Source organism: Paenibacillus sp. FSL E2-0151 (assembly GCF_037993015.1).
GTDB lineage: Bacteria > Bacillota > Bacilli > Paenibacillales > Paenibacillaceae > Paenibacillus > Paenibacillus amylolyticus.
In genome coordinates this window covers 5,378,652-5,400,731 of the sequence record NZ_CP150308.1, presented here as the reverse complement: position 1 = coordinate 5,400,731, position 22,080 = coordinate 5,378,652, and the positions used below count along the sequence as shown (strand labels likewise).

Genomic DNA, 22,080 nt, shown 5'->3' with positions numbered 1-22,080 from the left:
TTAAAATGCAACAGGATAAAACGTGGGGCAACCGGATCTTTGATTTTCTCAATCACGGCTTGCTGCTGTTGATTGGAATTGTGACGGTCATCCCGTTCATTTATATTTTGGCTGTCTCGTTTACCAGTCCGCATGAAGTGGCTAAGGGAGGATTCATTCTTTTTCCAAAAGAGTTCTCTCTGGCTGCGTACCGTTACATTTTCTCTACAGATACCTTGATTCGCAGTCTGGGTGTATCGGTCTATATTACCGTGATCGGTACCTTCATTAACCTGCTGTTTACATCACTTATGGCGTATCCGCTCTCCAGAAGATATTTGCGTGGACGCCAGCCCATTTTGCTGGGTGTATTGTTCACAATGCTCTTCAGTGGCGGAATGATTCCAACATACTTTGTTGTGAAATCTTTGCATCTGACGGATACGTTATGGTCGCTGATGTTACCTACTGCCATTAGTGCATTCAACTTGATCGTACTCAAAAACTTCTTCCAGGCCATTCCCGACGAACTGGAGGATGCAGCCAAAATTGATGGATGTAACGATGTCAGCGTATTGTTCCGGATTGTACTGCCGTTGTCCATGCCAGCCATGGCGACATTTTCACTCTTTTACGCGGTGGCCCACTGGAACAGTTTCTTCAGCGCTGTTATCTATATCAATGATAGTGAGAAGTGGCCTGTCCAAGTCTGGCTACGTGAGATTGTCATTCTGGCACAGAGCCGAATCGGAGACACAAGTATAGAAGAGACCGAGATCCAGCCGCTTACCATTCGTATGGCCGTTATCGTGTTCTCCACGATCCCGATTATGCTGGTATATCCATTCCTGCAAAAGCACTTTGCAAAAGGAGTGATGCTGGGTTCGGTGAAAGGTTGAGTCGTCGCATGGTTCGAAGTCAGTTCAGTATGACTGCGTAAAAAAAGGGAGGTTTTCATGTTATGAAAGCAACAAAAAAGAAAGCCGTAGCTGTCTTGAGCACACTGGCACTGGTGACAGGTTTGCTGGCAGGATGCGGATCAGACGAGGGTCAGGCTGCCGAGGGCGGCGTACAAAATGTGTCCATAGCCATTGCACAGGTGGGTGATGTGCCAAGCAAAGGCAATGAAGTTCAGCAAAAGATTGAAGCGTATACCAATACCAAACTGGATATCCAGTGGATTCCGGCTTCGGCCTACAATGACAAAATCAACGTGATGATCGCTTCAAGCGATATGCCAAAAATTGTGAAGGTGCAATATAACCCTACGGTGACCAGCGCGATGCGTAATGACGTGTTCTGGGAAGTGGGGCCTTTACTGAAAGACTACAAAAATCTGTCGGCACAGAACGAGCGTTTTTTTGACAACATCAAGGTAGAGGGTAAAATCTACGGGGTTCCTGTATTCTCCGATATTGCGCGGGCTACAGTGATCTATCGCAAGGACTGGTTCGAGAAGCTGAATCTCAAGGTGCCAGCCACACCGGATGAATGGTATGAAACGATCAAAACACTGGCAACCTCCGATCCGGATGGAGATGGTCAGGATAATACGTTTGGACTGATGCTTTTCAAAAAATATAATGAGGATCAATATTCCTTCACGACGCGCCTTGGCGTAAGTTTTGGTGCACCTAACAAGTGGAAGGTCGAAGATGATGGCAGCTTCACGCCGGAATTCATGACACCGGAATATATGCAGGTGCTGGATCTGCTGAAACGTTTGTACGATGAGAAACTGCTGAACCAGGATTTTGCTGTATTCGACTCTACGGAAGCGGAGAAAAAGTATGATTCCGGTGTTGTGGGGATCCGTGTTGGTGTTGCTCAGAACGGAAAAAGTCAGCAAGAACGTCTGTCCAAAAACAATCCGGATGGTGTGGTAGACATCGCTGGTTTGCTTGGAGCGAACGGAGATCGTGTTGCAGGACAGACAGGTAACTCCGGGATTCTGGCATTCCCTAAATCAACGGTGAAATCGGAAGAAGAACTCAAAAACCTGCTCTCCTTCTTGGATAAACTGATGGACCCTGAGATGGCGACCCTGTTGATGCGTGGTATGGAAGACAAACATTACACCAAAGTGGGCGAAGATCAGGTGGAGATGAGTGACTTCGATGCATTCCAGCGTGAAGTGAAGCCTTACCGTGATAATCTTCCTTATGTCGAAGGGTATAACGTACCGAAATTGAAGGATACCGAACTTGGTGAAAAAGGTACGGCGCTTGCTAAGGAACTGGCGGAGCACGCTGTGCCAAACCCTGCGCTGACGTTATATTCTCCAACGTATGGTGACCGTGGGGCAGACCTGGATCAGGTGATTGCCGATGCGCAAACCAAATACATTATGGGCAAGATCGATCAAAGTGGCTGGGAAAAGGAAATCGAGAATTGGGGCAATGCGGGTGGAAACAAGATTCGTGAGGAATATGCCGAAGATTATAAAAAACAGGCTCAATAAAGAGCCGGAAGCGGAGGCTTGATCATGAAGGAAACACTGCAACTCACATCGGTGCGCATGGCACAGCAATTCATGGAAAGTTATCGCAACCATGAGCTGTATTCCACTTGGCATTATGAGAACGGCTGCTTACTGAAAGCGCTGGAGGAGCTGTATACGCACACGGGGGAGCAAAAATATTTTGACTATATCCGTGAGCTGATGGATCATTTTGTTCAGGAAGATGGCTCCATTCGCTCCTATACGATCGAGGAATATAATCTGGATCAGATCAATCAGGGGAAATCACTATTTCTGTTGCACGAGAAAACGGGAGAAGAGAAGTATCGCAAAGCTGCGGAGTTGCTTATGACTCAGCTTAAGGGACAGCCACATACGAGTGAAGGCGGGTTCTGGCACAAAAAGATTTACCCTTTCCAGATGTGGCTGGATGGATTGTATATGGCTACTCCGTATCTGACCCAGTATGGGGCAGTGACGGAGGAAGAGAAGTGGTTTGACAAGGCGGCTCTGCAGCTCTTGCTGGTGGAGCAACGTACACGTGATCCGCGTAGTGGTCTCTTGTACCATGCCTGGGACGAGAGCAAAGAGCAGCGCTGGAGTTCGGGTGAGACGGGATGTTCACCACATGTCTGGAGTCGGGCGATGGGCTGGTATGTGATGGCGGTTGTGGATACCTTGGATTATCTGCCGGTAGATCATCCGCAACGCGGGCAGATTGTGGGTATCTTCGAACGGGTAGCAAACGCACTTGTTCATGTGCAGGATCAACAGACCGGACTATGGCCACATTTGTTGGATCAACCGGGACGTGAGCGGAACTATCTGGAGGCTTCCGGGACCTCAATGTTTGTCTATGCATTGGCCAAAGGTGTACGTAAAGGATATCTGAGTGGCAAGTTCAAAGCGGTTGCGGAAAAAGGGTATCAGGGTCTGCTACAGCATCTGCTGCAAACGGACCGTGAAGGCGTACTGTCTTTGACGCAGTGTAACGGCGGAGCCGGTCTTGGAGGAAGCCCGTATCGTGACGGGTCCTATGAGTATTATGTGACCGAGTCCATTCGGATCAATGATCCAAAGTCGGTCGCTCCGTTCATTTTGGCGGGAGTGGAGATTGAACTGGCGTAATGCTGGTTCTTCTTTTTAGAACACTTATGATAGCGCATACATGGTTGGTTTGAGTAAAGTGAGGCAAGATTGCTGAACAATTTGGCTATCAAAAAGGAGAGATGGTTCATGAGTCCAAAAGGTCCAATGTCCCGTTTAGGCGGAATCGTTGTAATTGGTGCAATGTCCGCTGGATTGCTTGCAGGTTGCGGGGGAGAAAAAGCACCTGCTGCAGGGGAAGGTAAACTTCCCATTTCCATCTCTTTAATGCAGGTAGGAGATATACCGGCCAAGGAGAACGGGATTGAAAAGAAGATTGAGGAATATACAAATACGGATGTCAATGTACAGTGGATTCCGCAGTCTGCTTTTGATGATAAGGTGAATGTTATGGTTGCTTCAGGCGAGATGCCGACCATTATGCGTGTGAATTATGTACCGACCACATTTAATGCCGCCAAAACGGGACTGTTCTGGGAACTGGGGCCTTACTTGAAGGATTATAAGAACCTGTCTGCCCAATCAGAAGCTTATTTTAACAATATCAAAATTGAAGGCAAGGTCTACGGTATTCCGAACTTCCGGGATATTGGACGGACTGCGATCGTATATCGCAAGGACTGGTTTGATACATTAAAGCTGGATATACCCAAAACGCTGGATGACTGGTATGAAGTGATGCGCTCTATTCGTAAGGATGACCCTGACGGGAATGGTAAGGAAGATACGTACGGTGCACTGCTTTTCAAAAAGTATAATGAGGGTGTCTCGTCCCCACTGACGCGGATTGCTGTAAGTATTGGGGGCGTCAACAAATGGGGTGTGGATGATGACGGGAAACTGACCCCGGAGTTCTTGACCACCGAATATGTGGATACAATGAAGCTCTTCAAGCGACTGTTCAGCGAGGGACTGATTAATAGTGATTTCCCTGCCTTGGACCCTTCTGATGCGGACAAAAAAATGGATTCCGGCTTAGTTGGCATGAAGCTTAACGGTGTGGCCCAGAACGGAAAATCCTCTCAGCAGCGGCTTACACCTAACGCTCCGGACGGAGAGATTGATGTGGCTCCATTCCAGGGAACCGATGGTATTCGCATCGCCGGCGAGCCAGGAAACTACGGAATGCTGGTCATCCCGAAGGCATCCGTAACGGATGAGGAGCAATTGAAGCAGGTGCTCACGTTCCTGGATCAGTTGATGGATGAGGAATTGAGCGCTTTGCAGCTCCGTGGATTGCTCGATGTGCACTACACCAAGACTGCTGATGGGAAAACCGAACTTAAGGATTTTGACGCTTATCAGCGTGAAGTGAAGCCATACCGTGATAATTTGTTAAGTATTGAAGGTTATAATGTACCTGAACTGGTCGATGTTCCAATTGGTATGAAAGGTACAAAGATGGCGCGTGAGAATGAGCAGTATGCCATTGCCAATCCGGCACTCACCTTGTCTTCGGCGATCTATACCGAGCGTGGTCAGGAGTTGGATCAGATGATCTGGGATGCGCAGACCAAGTACATTATGGGTAAAATCGATGATGCAGGTTGGGAGCAGGAAATTGCAAGCTGGAGAAAAGCCGGTGGTGATCAATTGATCACGGAATTGGAAGCATCCTACAAAGAATTGAGCGGAAAATAAAGCTGGGTGAAATAAAAAAAGGTTGATCAAATGGAATGATATGGTTTATTCTATGAGTGAGTTCATTTTTCAATATCATAAGAAAGACCACACCCTTAAAGCATAAGGCTATGAATCTGTGGATTCATGGCCTTTTTTTGTGTTTTAGGCGAATGAAGTGGGTCTATGTAAGGAGGGGCGCACGCCTTGAAGTGATGGGGATGGACGAAAAATGATACCAATAGCCTAGGTCGACATGGTAGAATATTGATTATTATGTCAAATTTAGGTTTTGGTTATGAAGAGAATTGACTAGGTTGACCAAGTTAAGCATCCCCATACTAAGGTACATAGGAGCGTGAGTAGATTGAATAAACGAATTGAAGGTCACGAGAAGAAGAAAAAACGGAACGGTTGGATCGTCGGGTTGTTAACGACGGCTGTATTGGCAGGAACACTATTGCCCGTTGGCCCCGTACATTTGACGTCAACAGCGACTGCTGCATCGGGAACAAGTGACACTGCCCTTAGCAAGTTCAAGGATATCAAGGGCCACTGGGCTCAAGCAACGATTGCCAAAGCGTATGAAAAAAACCTGATCTCTGGTTACCAGGATGGAACGTTTCGTCCTAATGGCAAAATCACGCGTGGGGAATATGCGACCATACTTGCCCGTGCGACTGGACTGGAGAAGGTAGAGGGACAGAATCCCTTTGCTGATCTCAAGGGACATTGGTCTGAAGCGGCGGTTAGCCAACTTGTCGGACAAGGATTCATTAACACTGATGATTATGCCAAAGGGTTCAATCCAAATGCGGAGCTGACACGTTACGAGATGATGAAGTGGATTGCCAATGGACTGATCAAGTCCGGGAGCAGCTTCCAGGATGCTTTTAACGATACAAAAAACACGCTGCTTCCCACACCGGAAGTGAACCGTGGCACCATTCGTGCTGAGCAGATTCCGTATCTTGCCCTTGTTCGTGGCACAGGCATTGTCGGTGGATTCCAGGATGGCACATTAAAACCCGCGGATTCCACCACTCGTGCAGAAGTATCGGCCATTTTGCTGCGTTATATGGATGTGGAGGGCACGGATGCCGGGAAGTACAGTGATCTGAATGAGCTGAGAGAGGTAGGCACGACGGGTACGAATTTAACGACAGTATCAAATTACAAATATATTAAAGGTAACTTCGGAGATATAGTTAACACAGAGTACACGTTGAAAAATAATGTGGGGGTCGTAAGGTACCATAGATTTATCGTAGTGGATACCCGAGGGGCTAAGCCCAAGGGACTGTACGCCACGTTATTTGTAGATCAAAATAACTTGACTAGGGCACAAAAGGGGCGCTTCTCTACCTACGCTGAGATAACGTTTACTTCAAAACTTGATAAGTCAAATCTTTTAACTATTGCTAGAGCGAATGATAATATAGCTATTCCAATTCAACGATTATTTAACGTGAGCTATTTGAAAGAAAAAGGGTATATTACTTTACCAGACGATTCAAACGCAATGTTGAGGCAAGGGGTATCTGCCAAATTTTGGTCATCACATACTCTGGATCCTGTAAAGGGAGGATATATGTTGAAGAATGATGCTGGTAAAGAAGTTCAAATCTATCAATAGAACTTTTGGTGGTGTTTAAATTTAATATTAAACGTTATCTACTAGGTGGTTTTAAAAGTTTATATAGAATCTTAGTAATTATATTTATGATATTACCAGTCTATTACTGCACTTTTGATACTCTTAAAGCTAATGCCGTAGAAGAACAATATGGTTCCAAATCCATGAAAGGGCCAGCAGTAACAGTTGATGCAAACCCAACTCAAGGAACACCGGGAGTTTACTGGTATCAACTTGATTCAGGAGAATTTAGGGCAGAATATCAAGGCACACACAAAGATGTGGATAACGGAGGAACTGATTATGATGCATACCCTGTAAAAACAGAAATTCCTGATAATGTTGATATGAGTAGATGGCCGCCACTAAGTTGGAAGCCATATAGAGGTATAGGAATTGAGAAGGAAATGGTAACTGATATTAAGTTAAAGAACGATCCTGATGGTGTGAAATATCAGCAGGTAAATAGTTATGAAGGAATAGGTAGTCCAAGAGTTACAAGTGAAAAAAATGCGGATCTTAGAACATATACTGGCAAAGGGTTTGAGTTCTTTGAAAGGGAACCTTATGGGACTAGGCCAGGCAATAAACCCAAATATAAGATGGTATACCACACCCCTGTTAGCATCTTCTGGGAAGGTAAGATTCACGAAGAAAAAGAAATCGATGTAACCCCAGATTCAACCCTTACCATAGGGAAAACACAACAGATGGAAGCAAAGGTGAAGACAAAGGGCTATGGTGCGACAGCCTTTGGTGAGGGCATCGACGTATCCCGCAGGGAAGCAGAGCTCAAATGGTTTTCTTCTGACGAGACGATTGCGAGTATAGAGTTGAAAACAGGGATGTTAACGGCCGAAAGTCCGGGCACGGTCACTGTGCGTGCAATCTGGAACAATGGTACATACCTTATCTCGGATACAGCCACCATAACCGTTACGTCTGAGCCAGGACTCGTGGTGAATTTGCCGAATGCTTGTAAAGCCAATACCACACCACTACAGGCGGAAGCAGTTCTAACCAAACCGGATCGCTCTGTTCATAAACTGACAGCTCATCCTAAATTGACGTGGCAAAGCTCGAATCCGGCTGTGGCAACGATTGGCGCTGATGGAAAAATCACGACAAAAGGGATCGTGGGTAGCACTACCATCAAAGCTCATTTTCTTGATTCTACTCAGCAACTGGATGAACAAGGGACTCAGGTGCTTGAGGTGAAGGACTGCACGGATAATGGAGAGGGTGGTAATGATGGCGATCCGGGGGGTGACCCTGCGAACACTTGCCCCGTGACCATCAGCCCACCGAGTAGAGGCACGGTTATTGAAGCATCGGTTATGGACCCGTCTGTTCGAGGTGTGTTGAAGGCAGACGATCGGGGATCTGAGAAGTTTGATGTTACCCGTGGTATTCCGACTTCGGAAGATCTCTATGCCAATGTTTTAGCCAAGGAATATCTGTTTCAGCACCGTTGGGTTAACATGACAGGAACGGTGACTTACACCGTTAAAGTGAAAAGGGTTTATCATAAAACCTGGACGATCCCAGGAAGAGCCTCTAGTGGTGAGGGTGATCCAGGGATACCTCCTCAGCCCAGAGAACGTGATGTGCCCGGGGATAAAACCATGCAAGTAACAAGGACATATAGCTATTGGCAGATCGATAACCTGGAGGTATACAAGTTAAATGAGGCCAAGGTATCTAACTATGCGCTAGGCGGTTATGGTGACACCGTGACCCTTATGCCCAATGCATATACACCACCGACTTTGCAATCGGCTATGGATACTGCGGTTACCAATCATGTGAAACCTGCGCCATGTCGAGAAATTGATCTTGGCATCAAAGGGGTTCCTGGTGGTTCGGATGAACCGCCTACGCCAGATGAGACATCATTGTTTCAATCCAAAGCTGAAGCGGAGGTTAGAGAGAACACCGTTAATAACGACAAGGTAACCTTTAATGGAGCGACAATTATGGATTCTGCCCCGGTGGAAAAAACAGCTCCAAGACCTGGGACGATCCCCCAGCCTGGCATGATCGGAGACGATGTTCTGTACCAGAACCGTCTGACAATCAAAAACACATTGATGAACAAAGCTAACCAGCCAACCACGGGTGAGATAACGTATGGACTGCTCCCTGGTAATGTTAACGGAGGTCAGGATCAGAAGTTCCCCATTCTGGACATCAACTCGGTGACAGTACATACTCCAGTTGTGAACTATGCCTGGGTGTCAGATGATCAGCCGCATAACCAGAAGACCACGCCTGATCCGACAAGAGCTGCACTTATTTTAGAGCGTCCGTTTATTGTACGCATCCCAACTTCAGGGCAGCATCTGGATGTAGCGAGTTACCCTGGTTATGGAAACCATGATTATGCGAAATATTTCCGGATCAAACAGGTTCGTTTCCCATTTGATGTCTATAACGGTGCCAGAAGTCAGTTTATTCCGGCCATGACATGGGTGGATATTCCGGTAAATCAGTTGGACACTCCTTTTTATCTTCCTGTATGGGTAGATGAAGGGAATTACCAGATCGAGTTTCGAAATATCGCCGAAAATGCACCTGCAAACTACACAGAACAACAGGATGCCAATACGAATCTGACTCATCATGTCGCAGCAGATACCGTTGCTGTAGACGTTATCGGACGATTATATGATTTTCACATCACCGATATTTCAGACTACAACTGGGAGAATGTGTTCCGTAAGCGGATAGGCAGCCCCGAACCAACGGGTGTAAGCTACTGGACCGGAGGAAACAGTATAGACGGAGATCCCCGAGGTAATTTGGCTCCCTATGTCCTGCCTATTCGTCCCGGCAGTCATCCGATACAGGGTTTCCGAAATGCTGCAGTGAAGACGGGTTACCATTTCAAGTTTGATCTGAAAACCAAGGGTAATATGTTTGGGAAACAGGATGGTATCCGAATCACGCCGACGTTCTCTTTTGTGAGTAAAGATGGCACCACCCGGCAAGAAGTGGATTTATACTACCATCGAGGACAGGAACGACTCATTCGTATCGGATCGGCACAAGATTTAGAAAAACGCTTTGTTGTCCTGAACTCACGGTTGCGGAATGTCCCCGGTACGGAGTTAGGTGATACAGCGCGTTATCAGTATACCTATGAACTGTCGGCGGAGGAACGCAATCAGGGTACAATGGCGGAACATATGGTTCGTTTCGTGGATCAGACCTCTCATCATAAAACGTGGGTAGGTCGTTATGACTGGATGATTCTTCCTTCACAGATCCGTACACTCATTGGCCCAAAAGCAGATATTCCCTCCAGTGTTAATGTGGATCGGGCGAATGCAGCGATTCAGCGCTGGTATGGGGAATATAGCTTGCCAGCAGATGTATATGCTGTACCCAAAGGAACCGATCTCGAGTCGCTTTCCAGACAAAACCAGTTGGATGAGAAGGCAATGGTATTTCTGAGGGACGGTTACATTGTGGTTAACTTCAATATCGAAACATTGCGCAGTGGCAATACGAGTGCACCGCATCTGCAATATATTCATGCACCGTTGATGAATCAATGGCAAATGGAAGGTTTTGATAACAGCCCGGTAGATGGTCAGGGAAAAAGCTGGCCGATGCAAGATGGGGACGTGGTTTTGTACCACGCCGATCAATCCAGCAGGAATGATTTCCAATCCCAGGTACCGCATTAGGGAGATATCGTTTTACCCATAAAGAAGGCAGGCGTCATGTGAATCTACATGACGTTTGTCTTCTTTTGTGTAATTCGGATTATGGTTGGGCAGCAGAACGGGTATAAAGGGTAAGGAGCACTCGTACCATCCATGTTCATCAATTTTCTCAACGAGAGGGGAACAACACATATGATTGAAGAGGATAAGCAGGAACTATTGATTTCAGAAGATACATACAAAGGAAGAGATTTAGGTGTCACATTAGAAGCACAAACCTGTCACTTCAAAGTCTGGTCACCGGTAGCTGTTCAGATGGAACTACTTCTGTACCCACCTTTGACAGGGGGGAGCCCGGAGGAAGAGCCCAATCAACGGAAACAGCAGGCGCTACCTATGCAAAAGAAAGAACAAGGCATCTGGGTTCTGGAACTGGAGGGTGATTTAAGTAGCTACCGTTACATGTACAAGCCTACTTTCGAAGATGGACATTCAACTACTACTGTAGATCCCTACGCACAAGCAGTGACCATGAATGGAGAAATGGGTGTAATTGTGAGACTGGAGCAGACACATCCGAAGGGATGGAGTGAGGATATTCGCCCGGAATTGACCAGTTCTGTAGATGCAGTCCTGTACGAACTGCATGTACGTGATTTTTCCATTCACCCATCATCTGGTATAACGAATAAAGGCAAATACATGGCTTTTACCGAGACGGGTCTGCGTGATTCGGAGGGCAACACACTGGGGATCGATCATTTGGTTGAACTCGGGATTACCCATGTGCATCTGCTCCCAGTATTTGATTTTGCGACGGTGGATGAATCCAGGGTGGATGGTGATACGTCTGATGCCTCCAACTATAACTGGGGATATGATCCGCTCCATTACAATGTACCGGAAGGTTCCTATGCATCACGTGCAGATGATCCGGAGACACGAATTCGTGAGTTCAAATCCATGGTGCTTGCCCTTCATAACAAGGGGTTAGGTGTCATTATGGATGTGGTATATAATCATACGTTTGATACGGCAGGCAGCTCTTTTGAAAAACTTGTACCAGGGTACTACTATCGTCAAAACGCCGATGGGACCTACAGCAATGGTTCAGGTACGGGCAATGAGGTGGCTACTGAACGCACCATGGTTCGCAAGTTTATCATCGACTCGGTCCGTTACTGGGCAGAGGAGTACCATGTGGACGGTTTTCGATTTGACCTGATGGGTCTGATCGACACAACTACGATGAAACAGCTTGCAGCGGAGTTGCACGCCGAAGTATCCCCATCCATATTGTTATATGGTGAACCATGGGGCGCACTGGATTCGCCTCTTGGAGATGATATGACCCTAAAAGGAACGCAGCGCGGAGCTGGTTTTGCTGTGTTTAACGATAATTTTCGAGGAGTGATCAAGGGAGACAGCGATGGCATGGGTACGGGATTTGCGACGGGCGCGGACGGGAAAGAAGATGAATTGTGGACTGGGGTCCGGGGAGCCATTCAGGATTTTACGGATGGTCCATCCGAGACGATTAACTATGTAACAGTGCATGATAATCTCAACCTGTGGGACAAAGTTGCACGTACACAAGGAATCCACGATACCTTGAATTTCCTCACCTATGACGAGGATGGAAGTATTCGTGGATGCCAGAGTGTGGAAGAGGCCGTAGAGAAGGCTAAGCCTTACCTGCAGATCGATCCAGAACACATTCTGGAGAATGAGACCGTTAGGCGTTGTCTGCTTGCCAATGGTATCGTTTTAACCTCCCAGGGTATTCCCCTGATCGCGGCCGGAGATGAGTTGCTTCGCAGCAAATATGGGGACGCCAACAGCCACCAGAGTGGAGACGTAGTCAATGCCATACATTGGGAGCAAAAGCAGCTGTTCAAGCCGGTATTTGATTATTATCGTGGGCTGATCCGTCTTCGGCGAGAACATCCAGCCTTTCGGCTTCGTACACGGGAAGAGATCGAGAAGCATGTTCGTTTAATCGAAAAAGGTAATGGGCTGTTAGCGTATGAACTGAACGGTACAGCAGCCAGCGATTCATGGGAACGTATTGTTGTCATCTATAACGCGGCAAAAGAAAACCGTGACATATCTGTCCCCACAGGGACATGGAATGTGATTGTAGAAAAAGGACAAGCAGGCGTTGATACGATACGCACCATACAGGATGGAAAGGTAAATGTGAATGCGATATCCCTAACGGTGATGTATTCGAATTCCTAATGAACGCAATGCTTGCCAAGAATTGAAGGGTACCAACAAAGCATTAGTAAAATCGCTAACAAGGCCACGTTCTAGATATCCAATCAAATCTAATCAAATAAATTGAGATAAAACAAATCCCCCTTTCCCGTAAGAAAGGGGGATTTGTTGATGCGTCAGAAACCAATGCCTTGGTCGCAGGGCTATACATCGTCATGTCTGGAGCTTTTTTATACTGTGCACCTTTTGGTGCATTTTAATCTCAACCAAATGACATCCTGCAATTTATTCTCGTATATTCCAAACTTTTTTTGTCGGGACAGGTACAAATGCTGTCAATCTATGGCGCTTGTTTTCATATCCTATATTTTGAAAGCGATTGCTAATTGAATACGCAAATTGGACCGATATGATGAGTACAGACAACCCCGGGTTGACAAACAACGTCCCACTCCGTAACATCGGGACAACACGAAATCAATGGATATAAAGGCGGTGGGAACGATGCCGGAATGGACTTCTTTTTGTTACGATGGCAACGATCTTGGCTTAACATATACTCGTGCTGCAAGTACTTTTAAATTGTGGGCACCTACGGCACAACAGGTTTATATATTGGTTTTTGACGATGAAGGGCATTACAACGATAGTGGTAAAGTACAAGATCATGAAAATGGGCAGGAACATTTCATGACACGTGATGCGGACGGAATATGGAGTCTGAAGCTCAGCGGCGATTGGGCAGGATATTATTATATGTACCGAATTATTCATGATAATCAGCAGATTGAAGTGGCTGTTGATCCTTATGCCAGAGCGGTAACGGCTAATGGGCAACGAACGGCTATTATAGATCCGGAGACCACCAATCCGGTCGATTGGGACCTGGATGTCAAACCTGCTTTTCTGCGTCCTGTTGATGCCGTGTTATATGAGTTGCATGTCCGTGATTTCTCCTCAGACCCACATGCAGATATTCCGTATAAGGGAAAATATCTGGCATTCACGGCATCCGGTCTGACGGATAGAGCAGGCAATAGTATTGGCGTAGACCATCTTGCCGAACTGGGAGTTACTCATGTACATCTTCTGCCTGTGGCGGATTATCAGACGGTGAATGAACTTGCTACGGCAGAAGTGGGTTCAAATGTCAGAGCACCATACAACTGGGGGTATGATCCCCAGCATTATAACGTTCCCGAAGGTTCGTATGCTACCGACCCTCATGATCCTGCAGTTCGAATTCGGGAGCTCAAATCACTCGTTCAATCGCTGCACAGACAAGGCATTCGCGTTGTACTTGATGTTGTCTATAATCACACGTATAGCGTGGAAGAGGGTCCTTTTGAACGGATTGTACCAGGCTATTATTACCGTTATCGGGAGGATGGCACCCTCAGTAATGGTTCTGGTGTAGGCAATGAATTGGCGACAGAACGTCCAATGGTGCGAAAATATATTCTGGATTCTCTCCGATATTGGGCAGAAGAATATCATGTGGACGGATTTCGATTTGACCTCATGGCCCTGATTGATACGGAAACGATGAATGAATTGACACGCGAATTGAAGGAACAGATCGATCCGGCGTTTCTGATCTATGGGGAACCCTGGATGGGTGGAGATTCACCTTTGGACCGCAAAACATTAAAAGGAACCCAGCGAGGTCAGGGGTTTGCTGTATTTAATGATCATTTTCGCAGTGCAATCAAGGGTGATAGTGATGGCAGTGGCAGAGGGTTTGTCACGGGTGCCGGAGGACAGGAATATGAGCTTATTAGGGGATTAGCGGGAGCATTGGATGATTTCACATCTTCACCTGTGGAAGTTGTCAATTATGTAACTGCTCATGACAATCTCAATCTGTGGGATAAAATTGCGACAACAATGAACCTTAGACATGAATTAGGATTTCCCGTATGGAAGGACGGACAGCCCGTGGGTGGAGGGAGTGCTGAGTCCGCGGTAAAAGCAGCAGATCCTTATCGGTATGTGGATGCAGATGATGTTTTGAATCATGAGATGGTTCGTCGCTCGTTACTGTCCTCCGGCATTCTGCTTACTTCTCAGGGAATTCCGTTTCTGCATTCAGGGGATGAGATGCTCAGATCCAAAGCCGGTGATCATAACAGTTATCGGAGCGGGGATGCGGTGAACGCCATCACATGGGCCAACAAATCACGGTTCAGACCAGTGTTTGATTACTATCGTGGTCTTATTCATTTGCGGAGAACACATCCCGCTTTTCGTATGATCGATGCTGAACAGGTACGAAATCACCTTCGTGTTATTCGTGCGGATGGCAATGTAGTTGCCTTTATACTTCAGAATGGTGCGAATCAGGACACCTGGAATCAGATTATGGTCATCTATAACGGAACGGAACATGAGCAGCATGTCGACCTGGGGGAAGGGGACTGGCATGTTGTGGTCAATGATCATCAGGCAGGCACAGACGTGATCGAGACTGTTCGTGGTACTGTTCAGGTAGAACGATGGTCTTTAATGGTACTGTATGACACAGAGCATGCTGGAGGCGCTGAACCATCAACAGTGGAGATTAGTTTTCCTCGCCAGGTATATAGTCCGAAGGAGACCACTCAACTACGAGCGATCGTACGGGACAGTATTGGCAATGTGGTGGAAAAAGCTCCAGTTACCTGGACTTCTTCTGATCCGGATATTATTCAGATCCAGCCTGATGGAACAATCCATGCACTGGAACGAGGGGAAGCTTCGATTACAGTCCACTGTGGGGACATAACGGCAAGCTGTATGTTACAAGTGGATTATCGTCATGCTGAACGAATTGAAATTGTGGGTGAACCTGTCATGTACATGACTCGAATCAGTCGCTTCCGTGCCTTGGTTCTGGATCAATTTGGTCAGCCGCTTCAGGATTCCAATATACGCTGGAGCTCTTCTCATCCAGAACTTGCAGCGGTGAGTGCAGCAGGGATCGTACGTGCGATGACACCTGGAGTAACCCATATTATTGCTGAGGCTGGAGGAATTCGGGCAACGCTTGGCGTAACGATTCATAAACAGATTTCGCGAACCGTCACGCTTCGATACGAACGGGAAGACCAGCATTATGAAGGTTGGGATGTCTGGGTATGGGGCACAGGTATGGAGGACGGAGCCGTACGGCTGGAACAAGTCGGAAATGCCGCCGAAGCCCGCTTCCGCGTTGCTCCGGGTCTGCATCACCTGGGATTGATCATTCGATTGAACGAATGGGAAGCTAAAGATACGTGCGGAGACCGTTACGTGGACATTGTACCTGAAGACGGGGATGTACACATTATTGTCCGTAGCGGATCAGACGAGATGCAGATCATTCGTGAAAGCGAAAAAACAGAGGATCGTAATAGCGCATAGTTTCTTTATTTATAACTTTGAATGTAGTTCGTCAAAACCTTGTTAAATCAGCAGTTGGAAGAGATTCCGACTGCTTTTTTGGTCTGATTATAAGCCGCATAACTCGCCAAAAAATAATTAATTGTCCTGTTTCGTGTTTGAGATCCTCTATCATTGGGGTAAATATAGATATGGCCCACGATTCGGCCAAAGGAAAAAAGACCATCATGGTCTATGAGATAAGCCTCAGTGCTTTCCAACAAATATAATGTAGTGATCCCTTGAAGGAGGATGTTCAATCATGAAATCCAACGGAAAAATGGCTCAACTTACAGCAACGCCAAGAACGGAAAAGAAAGGTGCAGCACTGCGCCTGTTAAGACAAGGCGGACGAGTTCCCGCAGTCGTTTACGGCCCGGGACTTGAAGGTGCTTCAATACATGTAGATGAAAAAGAAATGCTGAAAGTGGCACGCACAGGCCGCTCCGAAATGTTCAATCTGAATGTTGAGGGCGGTAAAACGCTTCCGGTGCTGATCAAGGATCAGCAAGAGCGTAACGGACGTTTGCTGCACGTAGACTTTTTGCAAATTTCCAAGAACAAGCCGATCAGCGTAAGTGTATCGATCGACTTCCAAGGTACAGCGGCCGGCTCGAAAGCTGGCGGTGTATTCCAGACACAGGAGACACAGCTGGAAGTAGAAGGTTTGCCTGCGGATCTGCCAACGTCCATTGAAGTTGATGTGAGCGGATTGGACATTGGTGATCGCTTGACTGCTGCAGATATCAAACTCGATAAAGGTTTGACACTCGTAACATCACCTGAATCCATCATCGCTTCCGTCATGCCGCCACAAGCGGCTGAGGAAGAGCCAACGGCCTCTGCTGAGGAAGCTGAACCGGCAACTGAAGAAAAAGCTACAGAAGAATAAGCCAAGCTACGGGATCTTGCCAGATCTCATGCTTAACCAAAGCCCAGTCCTAATGACTGGGCTTTTTTTATTTTCCGAGCAAGAGAGTTCAATAGGCACATCGTTCGCATGAAAAATGAGAATGTACTACAATACATGTTAAAGGGTTAGAAAGTAGGTTTAATTCAATGTTTGATCCAACGGTGTATGACAATCTGAAAGTCGGGTTTGAGAATTATCTCTATGATATGGATAACCTGGACGAACGTATTCGGATTACGGGGCGTAAAGATCGGCTGGAGATGGCAGTGATGTCCAGAGAGTTCACATTACAATTCTGTCTCAGGGATCGTCCGGAAGTAACAGGAGAAGTTGTATTAAGCAGTTCCCTTGAGGAGCTTGCAGCGGAGATCCTGGAGACGCCTGGTGCGAATCCGGGTTGCCGCTTGGAACTACGGTTTAGTATGGTTGTGAAGGAGCCTGAGAAGCAGTGCCCAGCCATTCGTTCGATATTACAGAAGAGCTGGCCTGAGCAGAGGATGTGCCAGAGCATCAAGTATATCTTTGATGAACAGCCAATCATGTATAACGTCACGGCTCACGTTTATTTTGACCGCAGTGTGAATGAAGACCAGATGGGGGACATTGCTGAACTCTGTGAGCATATGGCAAATGTGATGAATCAATTATTACAGTTGCATAACCAGTAATTCCGAGAAAAGCCTTGTCTCTTTGTGGAGATCAGGGCTTTTTTTGTATTATTTTTAGAAAATTGTATAGGCTTTCAGGCTTAGGTTTAAGGTCTTTTGGGTTAATGTTTTACGCAAGCGAGTAAGAGAATGTATATTAAAAGGGGGTAAGAGTGCAATTGGACTATACAAAAATGGTGAAATTGCGAAAATAATATTGGGACTAAAGATTTAGTTCTGTACTAAAGGAACTAGTTTTCCTTGCCGATAAAATATCGAAGGGGAGAAACTACATGACAGAGAAATTAATTCGTCTGCTGCGTATACTTCAGGCTATACAAGCAAATCCTGGAATTTCGGCCAAGGAGTTGGCGCTGAAATGCGGTACGACTGTACGCACGATTTATCGTGATCTCCGGATTTTGGATAGGGTCGCCCCGATTATGAATGAAGGATACGGCAAGGGTTACCGATTTATTGGTGAGTTTGCGATGTATCCATTAGATTTTACTGAACAGGAAGCGATGGTCTTCTCCATGCTGCCGTCCGTAGTTGATACCTCCAAGTTACCTGCTGAGTTTGATTCAGCGTTTGACAAGGTCATGTCGGCTCATACCAAATTAAAATCAAGAAACAGTGACATTGTAGAGAATATTGCGGGAATTATTCGGATGGGCACGCCAGCTTATCGCGAGGAAGGAAAAGACCCTAATTTGCTGATTCCCATTATCGAAGCTATTCTAAGCCAGCAAACCATTCGTACTCAATATCATACGCTGACAAGAAATGAGATCACAGTCCGGGATATCGATCCCTATTATCTCATTCCACGTGATCAACGTTTTTATTTGATTGGATACTGCCATTTGCTGCAGAAAGTTCGATTGTTTCGGATCAGCCGTTTTTTGGATGTGACACGAACAAATGCCGGTTTCGACAAGGGTGATTTCAACATAACGCAGTATATGAAGAACACATGGTCTATTGACCGTGGCGACGAAAATATCCATTTCAAGGTAAGATTCTCTGAGAAAGTGGCCCCCTACATAAAAGAAGAAGAAATGTTTGTTCGCCCGCGAATGACGAATATGTCCGATGGGGGATTGTTATTTGAAGTGACACTGAATAGCAGCAGAGAATTTTTGAAATGGTTGTATCAATTTGGGCCCGAGGCAGAGGTACTTGAACCTCGTGAGTTTCGTAGAGAGATACGCAGGCAACTTGTCGAGTGGTTGGAACATTATGAAACCGATGTATCTTTGTAAAAATTTTAATCATGGAGAAATACAGGAAAAAGGAGCAGGTAATATGAGCACCAAATTATTCGCAGCTATGTATGGAATGGATCACTACCATGGAGTACAGGCTTTACATGTGGGGGATACCGTGTATCTCGTCAAAGATCCAGATAATCGTTTGGATTATCAAGCAATTAAGGTTGTTATTCCCCCGATTGGAGCCGTAGGTTATATCGTTAATGATCCGCTGGTCGTACCTCATGGATGTTGGGCCGGGACGGCATTCTACGATGTATTTCATCAACTAACGTGTGCCAAAGTACGATTCATGATGAGAGATATGGTGATTATGGAGTTAATCGAGATGAGTCACATTCCTGTTCCACAGATGGATTCTTTGATTAAGGGATGGCAATTTCGTGAAAAAGCTTGATCATCCTAACAAAAGAAGGCTCATTTACGGATGAGCCTGGTATAGGTCGCTTCCAGATGCATGGCTGTTCTTGCCCAACTGAAATATGCCCTTGCGCTGTCTCGGCCAGTCTTCCCTAACATCTCGGCAAAAGTGGGATTGCTTGCAAGTTTGTACAGGTAAGAGGCGAACCGTTGGGGACGCTTATAAGCAGTGACAAGGTATCCATTGATACCTGATTCAATAATCTCACGAATACCTCCGTTATCCGAAGCAATGACGGGTAATCCTGAAGCCATCGCCTCAACATTAACCAGGCCAAAAGCTTCGTGTTCTTGAGACGGACAGACCAGACAATCGACTGCCCGATACAACTGATCGATATGCTCATGGTTTATCTGACCACGGAAGGAAACATGGACTTTTTGTTTTTGGGCAAGTTCGCGAAGTTTACGCATGTAATACGGAGGTCCTTTGCCTGCAACAACCAGTTGAACAGGTACCTGTTGCTGAAGGAGGGCAGTCGCACGAATTAATACGTCTACACCTTTTCCAGGGATCAGCCTGCCGACATACAGAATAGAGAATGGTTTAGTTACTCCAAATTGTGTACGCAGATGAATCTGTTCTTCGCTGGATTCAACAGGTCTGAAGCGGCTTAGATCTGCACCCAATGGAACAACACTCATTCGGTGTTTTACCAACGGAAATCTGCGGCCTAACCTTTGTCGCAGGGAATGACTGTTGACGGCAATCCAATCAGCTTTTTTCATTAATGTGAGTTTGGAAGGCCCGGGCTGAGCAAATGTTAATGAGTGAAGATAAAGTACAACGGGAGTGCGTGGAAAGGCTCGTTTGATGGTAGCCATACTTCGTGGCCTGTTATCCACTTGAATTACATCATAGGGTTGTTGGGATAACAAACGTATGACTGCTTTGGTGTACATGACAGGACTCGACGCAGGGACACGTTGAATGGTGATACCGTCGATCTGTTCTGTGGCGGCGAGACCTTGCATTTGACGACTTATAATGGTTACCTGATGGCGATGGGCTAGTTCACGAGCGATGCCCAGGATACAGATTTCCACGGAACCATTACCGGGTAAAGGCAATTTCTCGGGTGCAACCATAGCTATTTTCATGATCCGGCTCCTCCTTGTCCGACATCTGTAACAATCTTCGTCATATATCTTATGAGAAGTTAAAGCATTTGGCTCCTGCGAAATGGTAGGTGAACCACCCATATAAGCGTCAGGAATATTCTGCTGCATGGAATGAAGCGAGAAATTCAGCTTTTGTGATATACTGTACGGAAACAATTGAATTCGTTACATGTATAAAAGCAGGAGGAAAATAATGTTACATTCTACGCTGGGGCGCTTCCGGCTGATGTTGTGGTTGCAGGGCATTTCGTACGTGTTGTTACTGTTTGTTGCTTTTCCGTTGAGAGATGCCGGGGTTATGCCGCAGGCTGTCACATGGTTTGGGAATCTGTACGGTTTTTTGTTTTTAATGTATTTGTTATTTATGGTGACTATGTACACCTCACAGAAATGGCGTCTGCGCCGTCCAATTGCTCTGTTCTTTGTTTCTTTCATTCCACTGGGGAATATGATCTATGATGTTGTCGTATTCCGTAAGCTGTATCGTCAACTAAATAAAGCTTGACTTTATTTAACGTTATGAAATATGATGAGTACAGGTTAAACAACCCGTTCCAACTAAAACTACATATTCCTGTTAAAGGGGAGTAGCTTTTACAGTAAAGTCGTCAATTCGGGATCATATCCCCGGCTTTATTGGCAGCAATTTTGTTGTTAGCGAGACCTTTACCAAGTTTTCATGCTCGGTAAAGGTCTCTTTTTGTGGATATAAAAGGACCTTACCAGTGATGGTAAAGGTCCTTTTTTTTGTACATCATAAGAATATTAAGGAGGAGTCAATGTTGGATGTTTCATTATTATTAGAATATGGGTGGGTGCTTGCTGTCTTAGTGGTCCTTGAAGGATTACTCGCAGCAGATAATGCATTGGTACTCGCAATCATGGTTAAACACTTGCCTGAAGATAAGCGCAAAAAAGCGTTGTTCTACGGTCTGATGGGTGCATTTGTTTTCCGTTTAGGTTCGTTGTTCCTGATTTCTTTCCTCGTCGATGTATGGCAAGTACAAGCGATCGGTGCCCTGTATCTCCTGTATATTTCGATTAACCATATCGTTAAAAAGATACTGGGTAGTCGCAATAAGACAGATGAAGCAGCTGATTCAACGCCGAAGAAACCGAAAAAACAATCCGGTTTCTGGATGACCGTTTTCAAGGTCGAAGTAGCGGATATAGCATTTGCAGTTGATTCCATTCTGGCTGCTGTTGCTTTGGCTGTGGCGTTGCCACCAAGTGGATTGCCTCCAATTGGCGGACTCGACGGTGGACAGTTTATCGTTATCTTCCTCGGTGGATTCATCGGGCTTGTGATCATGCGTTTCGCAGCCTCATACTTTGTAAAATTGCTTCATTCCCGTCCAGGACTTGAAGTTGCAGCCTTTGTCATCGTAGGTTGGGTAGGGGTTAAGCTGGCCGTTATTACACTTGCACACCCTTCATTGGGTGTTCTGGATGAGCATTTCCCGGAAAATAAAATTTGGAAATTCGGATTCTATATTGTACTGATCACCATTGCGGTATGTGGTTGGTTCCTGTCTTCCAAAGTTCCTGAAAAAGAAGACGAAAATCCGGTTGAAGAGTTGGAAAAACAAGCAGGACTGTAATAATCATGTT

Annotated in this window: 15 protein-coding genes; 14 read left to right on the top strand and 1 reads right to left on the bottom strand. The window is 46.0% G+C overall.

Going from position 1 to position 22,080, the window contains the following annotated elements:
- Positions 1-5: 5 nt before the first annotated feature.
- From MHI55_RS24020 to MHI55_RS23965, 12 genes are all read left to right on the top strand, one after another.
- Positions 6-878: a carbohydrate ABC transporter permease gene (locus MHI55_RS24020; protein WP_036617041.1), complete on the top strand. Its 873-nt coding sequence runs from the start codon at positions 6-8 to the stop codon at positions 876-878.
- A gap of 62 nt (positions 879-940) precedes the next feature.
- The gene (locus MHI55_RS24015; protein WP_036674498.1) at positions 941-2,440 is read left to right on the top strand and encodes an extracellular solute-binding protein; all 1,500 of its coding nucleotides are present in this window, start codon (positions 941-943) and stop codon (positions 2,438-2,440) included.
- Between the two features lie 24 nt (positions 2,441-2,464).
- Positions 2,465-3,568: a glycoside hydrolase family 88 protein gene (locus tag MHI55_RS24010; RefSeq protein WP_340387290.1), complete on the top strand. Its 1,104-nt coding sequence runs from the start codon at positions 2,465-2,467 to the stop codon at positions 3,566-3,568.
- Between the two features lie 108 nt (positions 3,569-3,676).
- Complete coding sequence (locus MHI55_RS24005; protein ID WP_340387288.1) at positions 3,677-5,188, top strand: extracellular solute-binding protein; 1,512 nt, start codon at positions 3,677-3,679, stop codon at positions 5,186-5,188.
- Between the two features lie 346 nt (positions 5,189-5,534).
- The gene (locus tag MHI55_RS24000; RefSeq protein WP_340387286.1) at positions 5,535-6,803 is read left to right on the top strand and encodes an S-layer homology domain-containing protein; all 1,269 of its coding nucleotides are present in this window, start codon (positions 5,535-5,537) and stop codon (positions 6,801-6,803) included.
- Between the two features lie 347 nt (positions 6,804-7,150).
- Positions 7,151-10,495, top strand: a complete 3,345-nt coding sequence (locus MHI55_RS23995) for a DUF5704 domain-containing protein (protein ID WP_340387284.1) — start codon at positions 7,151-7,153, stop codon at positions 10,493-10,495.
- 171 nt (positions 10,496-10,666) lie between these two features.
- Positions 10,667-12,715: a type I pullulanase gene (gene pulA / locus MHI55_RS23990; RefSeq protein ID WP_340387282.1), complete on the top strand. Its 2,049-nt coding sequence runs from the start codon at positions 10,667-10,669 to the stop codon at positions 12,713-12,715.
- Between the two features lie 483 nt (positions 12,716-13,198).
- On the top strand, positions 13,199-16,075 hold the full coding sequence (gene pulA / locus MHI55_RS23985; RefSeq protein ID WP_340387280.1) for a type I pullulanase: 2,877 nt from the start codon (positions 13,199-13,201) through the stop codon (positions 16,073-16,075).
- Positions 16,076-16,355: 280 nt separating this feature from the next.
- Entirely contained in the window at positions 16,356-16,985 is a 630-nt protein-coding gene (locus MHI55_RS23980) for a 50S ribosomal protein L25 (protein ID WP_036617054.1), read from the top strand.
- Between the two features lie 167 nt (positions 16,986-17,152).
- Entirely contained in the window at positions 17,153-17,674 is a 522-nt protein-coding gene (locus tag MHI55_RS23975) for a hypothetical protein (RefSeq protein WP_340387278.1), read from the top strand.
- Positions 17,675-17,946: 272 nt separating this feature from the next.
- Entirely contained in the window at positions 17,947-18,918 is a 972-nt protein-coding gene (locus MHI55_RS23970) for a WYL domain-containing protein (RefSeq protein ID WP_310337527.1), read from the top strand.
- 43 nt (positions 18,919-18,961) lie between these two features.
- A complete protein-coding gene (locus MHI55_RS23965; RefSeq protein ID WP_076252914.1) occupies positions 18,962-19,324 on the top strand; it encodes an HIRAN domain-containing protein in 363 nt (120 codons plus the stop codon).
- A gap of 20 nt (positions 19,325-19,344) precedes the next feature.
- On the opposite strand, the gene MHI55_RS23960 is transcribed toward MHI55_RS23965, so the two are convergent.
- Positions 19,345-20,448, bottom strand: a complete 1,104-nt coding sequence (locus tag MHI55_RS23960; RefSeq protein WP_340387276.1) for a glycosyltransferase family 4 protein — start codon at positions 20,446-20,448, stop codon at positions 19,345-19,347.
- 214 nt (positions 20,449-20,662) lie between these two features.
- On the opposite strand from MHI55_RS23960, the gene MHI55_RS23955 reads away from it, so the two are divergent.
- Together MHI55_RS23955 and MHI55_RS23950 are read left to right on the top strand one after the other, a co-directional pair.
- Positions 20,663-20,974, top strand: a complete 312-nt coding sequence (locus tag MHI55_RS23955; protein ID WP_036617062.1) for a DUF3817 domain-containing protein — start codon at positions 20,663-20,665, stop codon at positions 20,972-20,974.
- A gap of 277 nt (positions 20,975-21,251) precedes the next feature.
- Positions 21,252-22,070: a TerC family protein gene (locus MHI55_RS23950; RefSeq protein ID WP_036617064.1), complete on the top strand. Its 819-nt coding sequence runs from the start codon at positions 21,252-21,254 to the stop codon at positions 22,068-22,070.
- Positions 22,071-22,080 lie beyond the last annotated feature (10 nt).

Coding starts and splice junctions, on each gene's coding strand:
- MHI55_RS23980 (WP_036617054.1), top strand. CDS start 16,356: ATGAAATCCAACGGAAAAATGGCTCAACTTACAGCAACGCCAAGAACG.
- MHI55_RS24015 (WP_036674498.1), top strand. CDS start 941: ATGAAAGCAACAAAAAAGAAAGCCGTAGCTGTCTTGAGCACACTGGCA.
- MHI55_RS24010 (WP_340387290.1), top strand. CDS start 2,465: ATGAAGGAAACACTGCAACTCACATCGGTGCGCATGGCACAGCAATTC.
- MHI55_RS23955 (WP_036617062.1), top strand. CDS start 20,663: ATGTTACATTCTACGCTGGGGCGCTTCCGGCTGATGTTGTGGTTGCAG.
- MHI55_RS23960 (WP_340387276.1), bottom strand. CDS start 20,448: ATGAAAATAGCTATGGTTGCACCCGAGAAATTGCCTTTACCCGGTAAT.
- MHI55_RS23970 (WP_310337527.1), top strand. CDS start 17,947: ATGACAGAGAAATTAATTCGTCTGCTGCGTATACTTCAGGCTATACAA.
- pulA (WP_340387282.1), top strand. CDS start 10,667: ATGATTGAAGAGGATAAGCAGGAACTATTGATTTCAGAAGATACATAC.
- pulA (WP_340387280.1), top strand. CDS start 13,199: ATGCCGGAATGGACTTCTTTTTGTTACGATGGCAACGATCTTGGCTTA.
- MHI55_RS23975 (WP_340387278.1), top strand. CDS start 17,153: ATGTTTGATCCAACGGTGTATGACAATCTGAAAGTCGGGTTTGAGAAT.
- MHI55_RS24020 (WP_036617041.1), top strand. CDS start 6: ATGCAACAGGATAAAACGTGGGGCAACCGGATCTTTGATTTTCTCAAT.
- MHI55_RS23965 (WP_076252914.1), top strand. CDS start 18,962: ATGAGCACCAAATTATTCGCAGCTATGTATGGAATGGATCACTACCAT.
- MHI55_RS23995 (WP_340387284.1), top strand. CDS start 7,151: ATGAGTAGATGGCCGCCACTAAGTTGGAAGCCATATAGAGGTATAGGA.
- MHI55_RS24005 (WP_340387288.1), top strand. CDS start 3,677: ATGAGTCCAAAAGGTCCAATGTCCCGTTTAGGCGGAATCGTTGTAATT.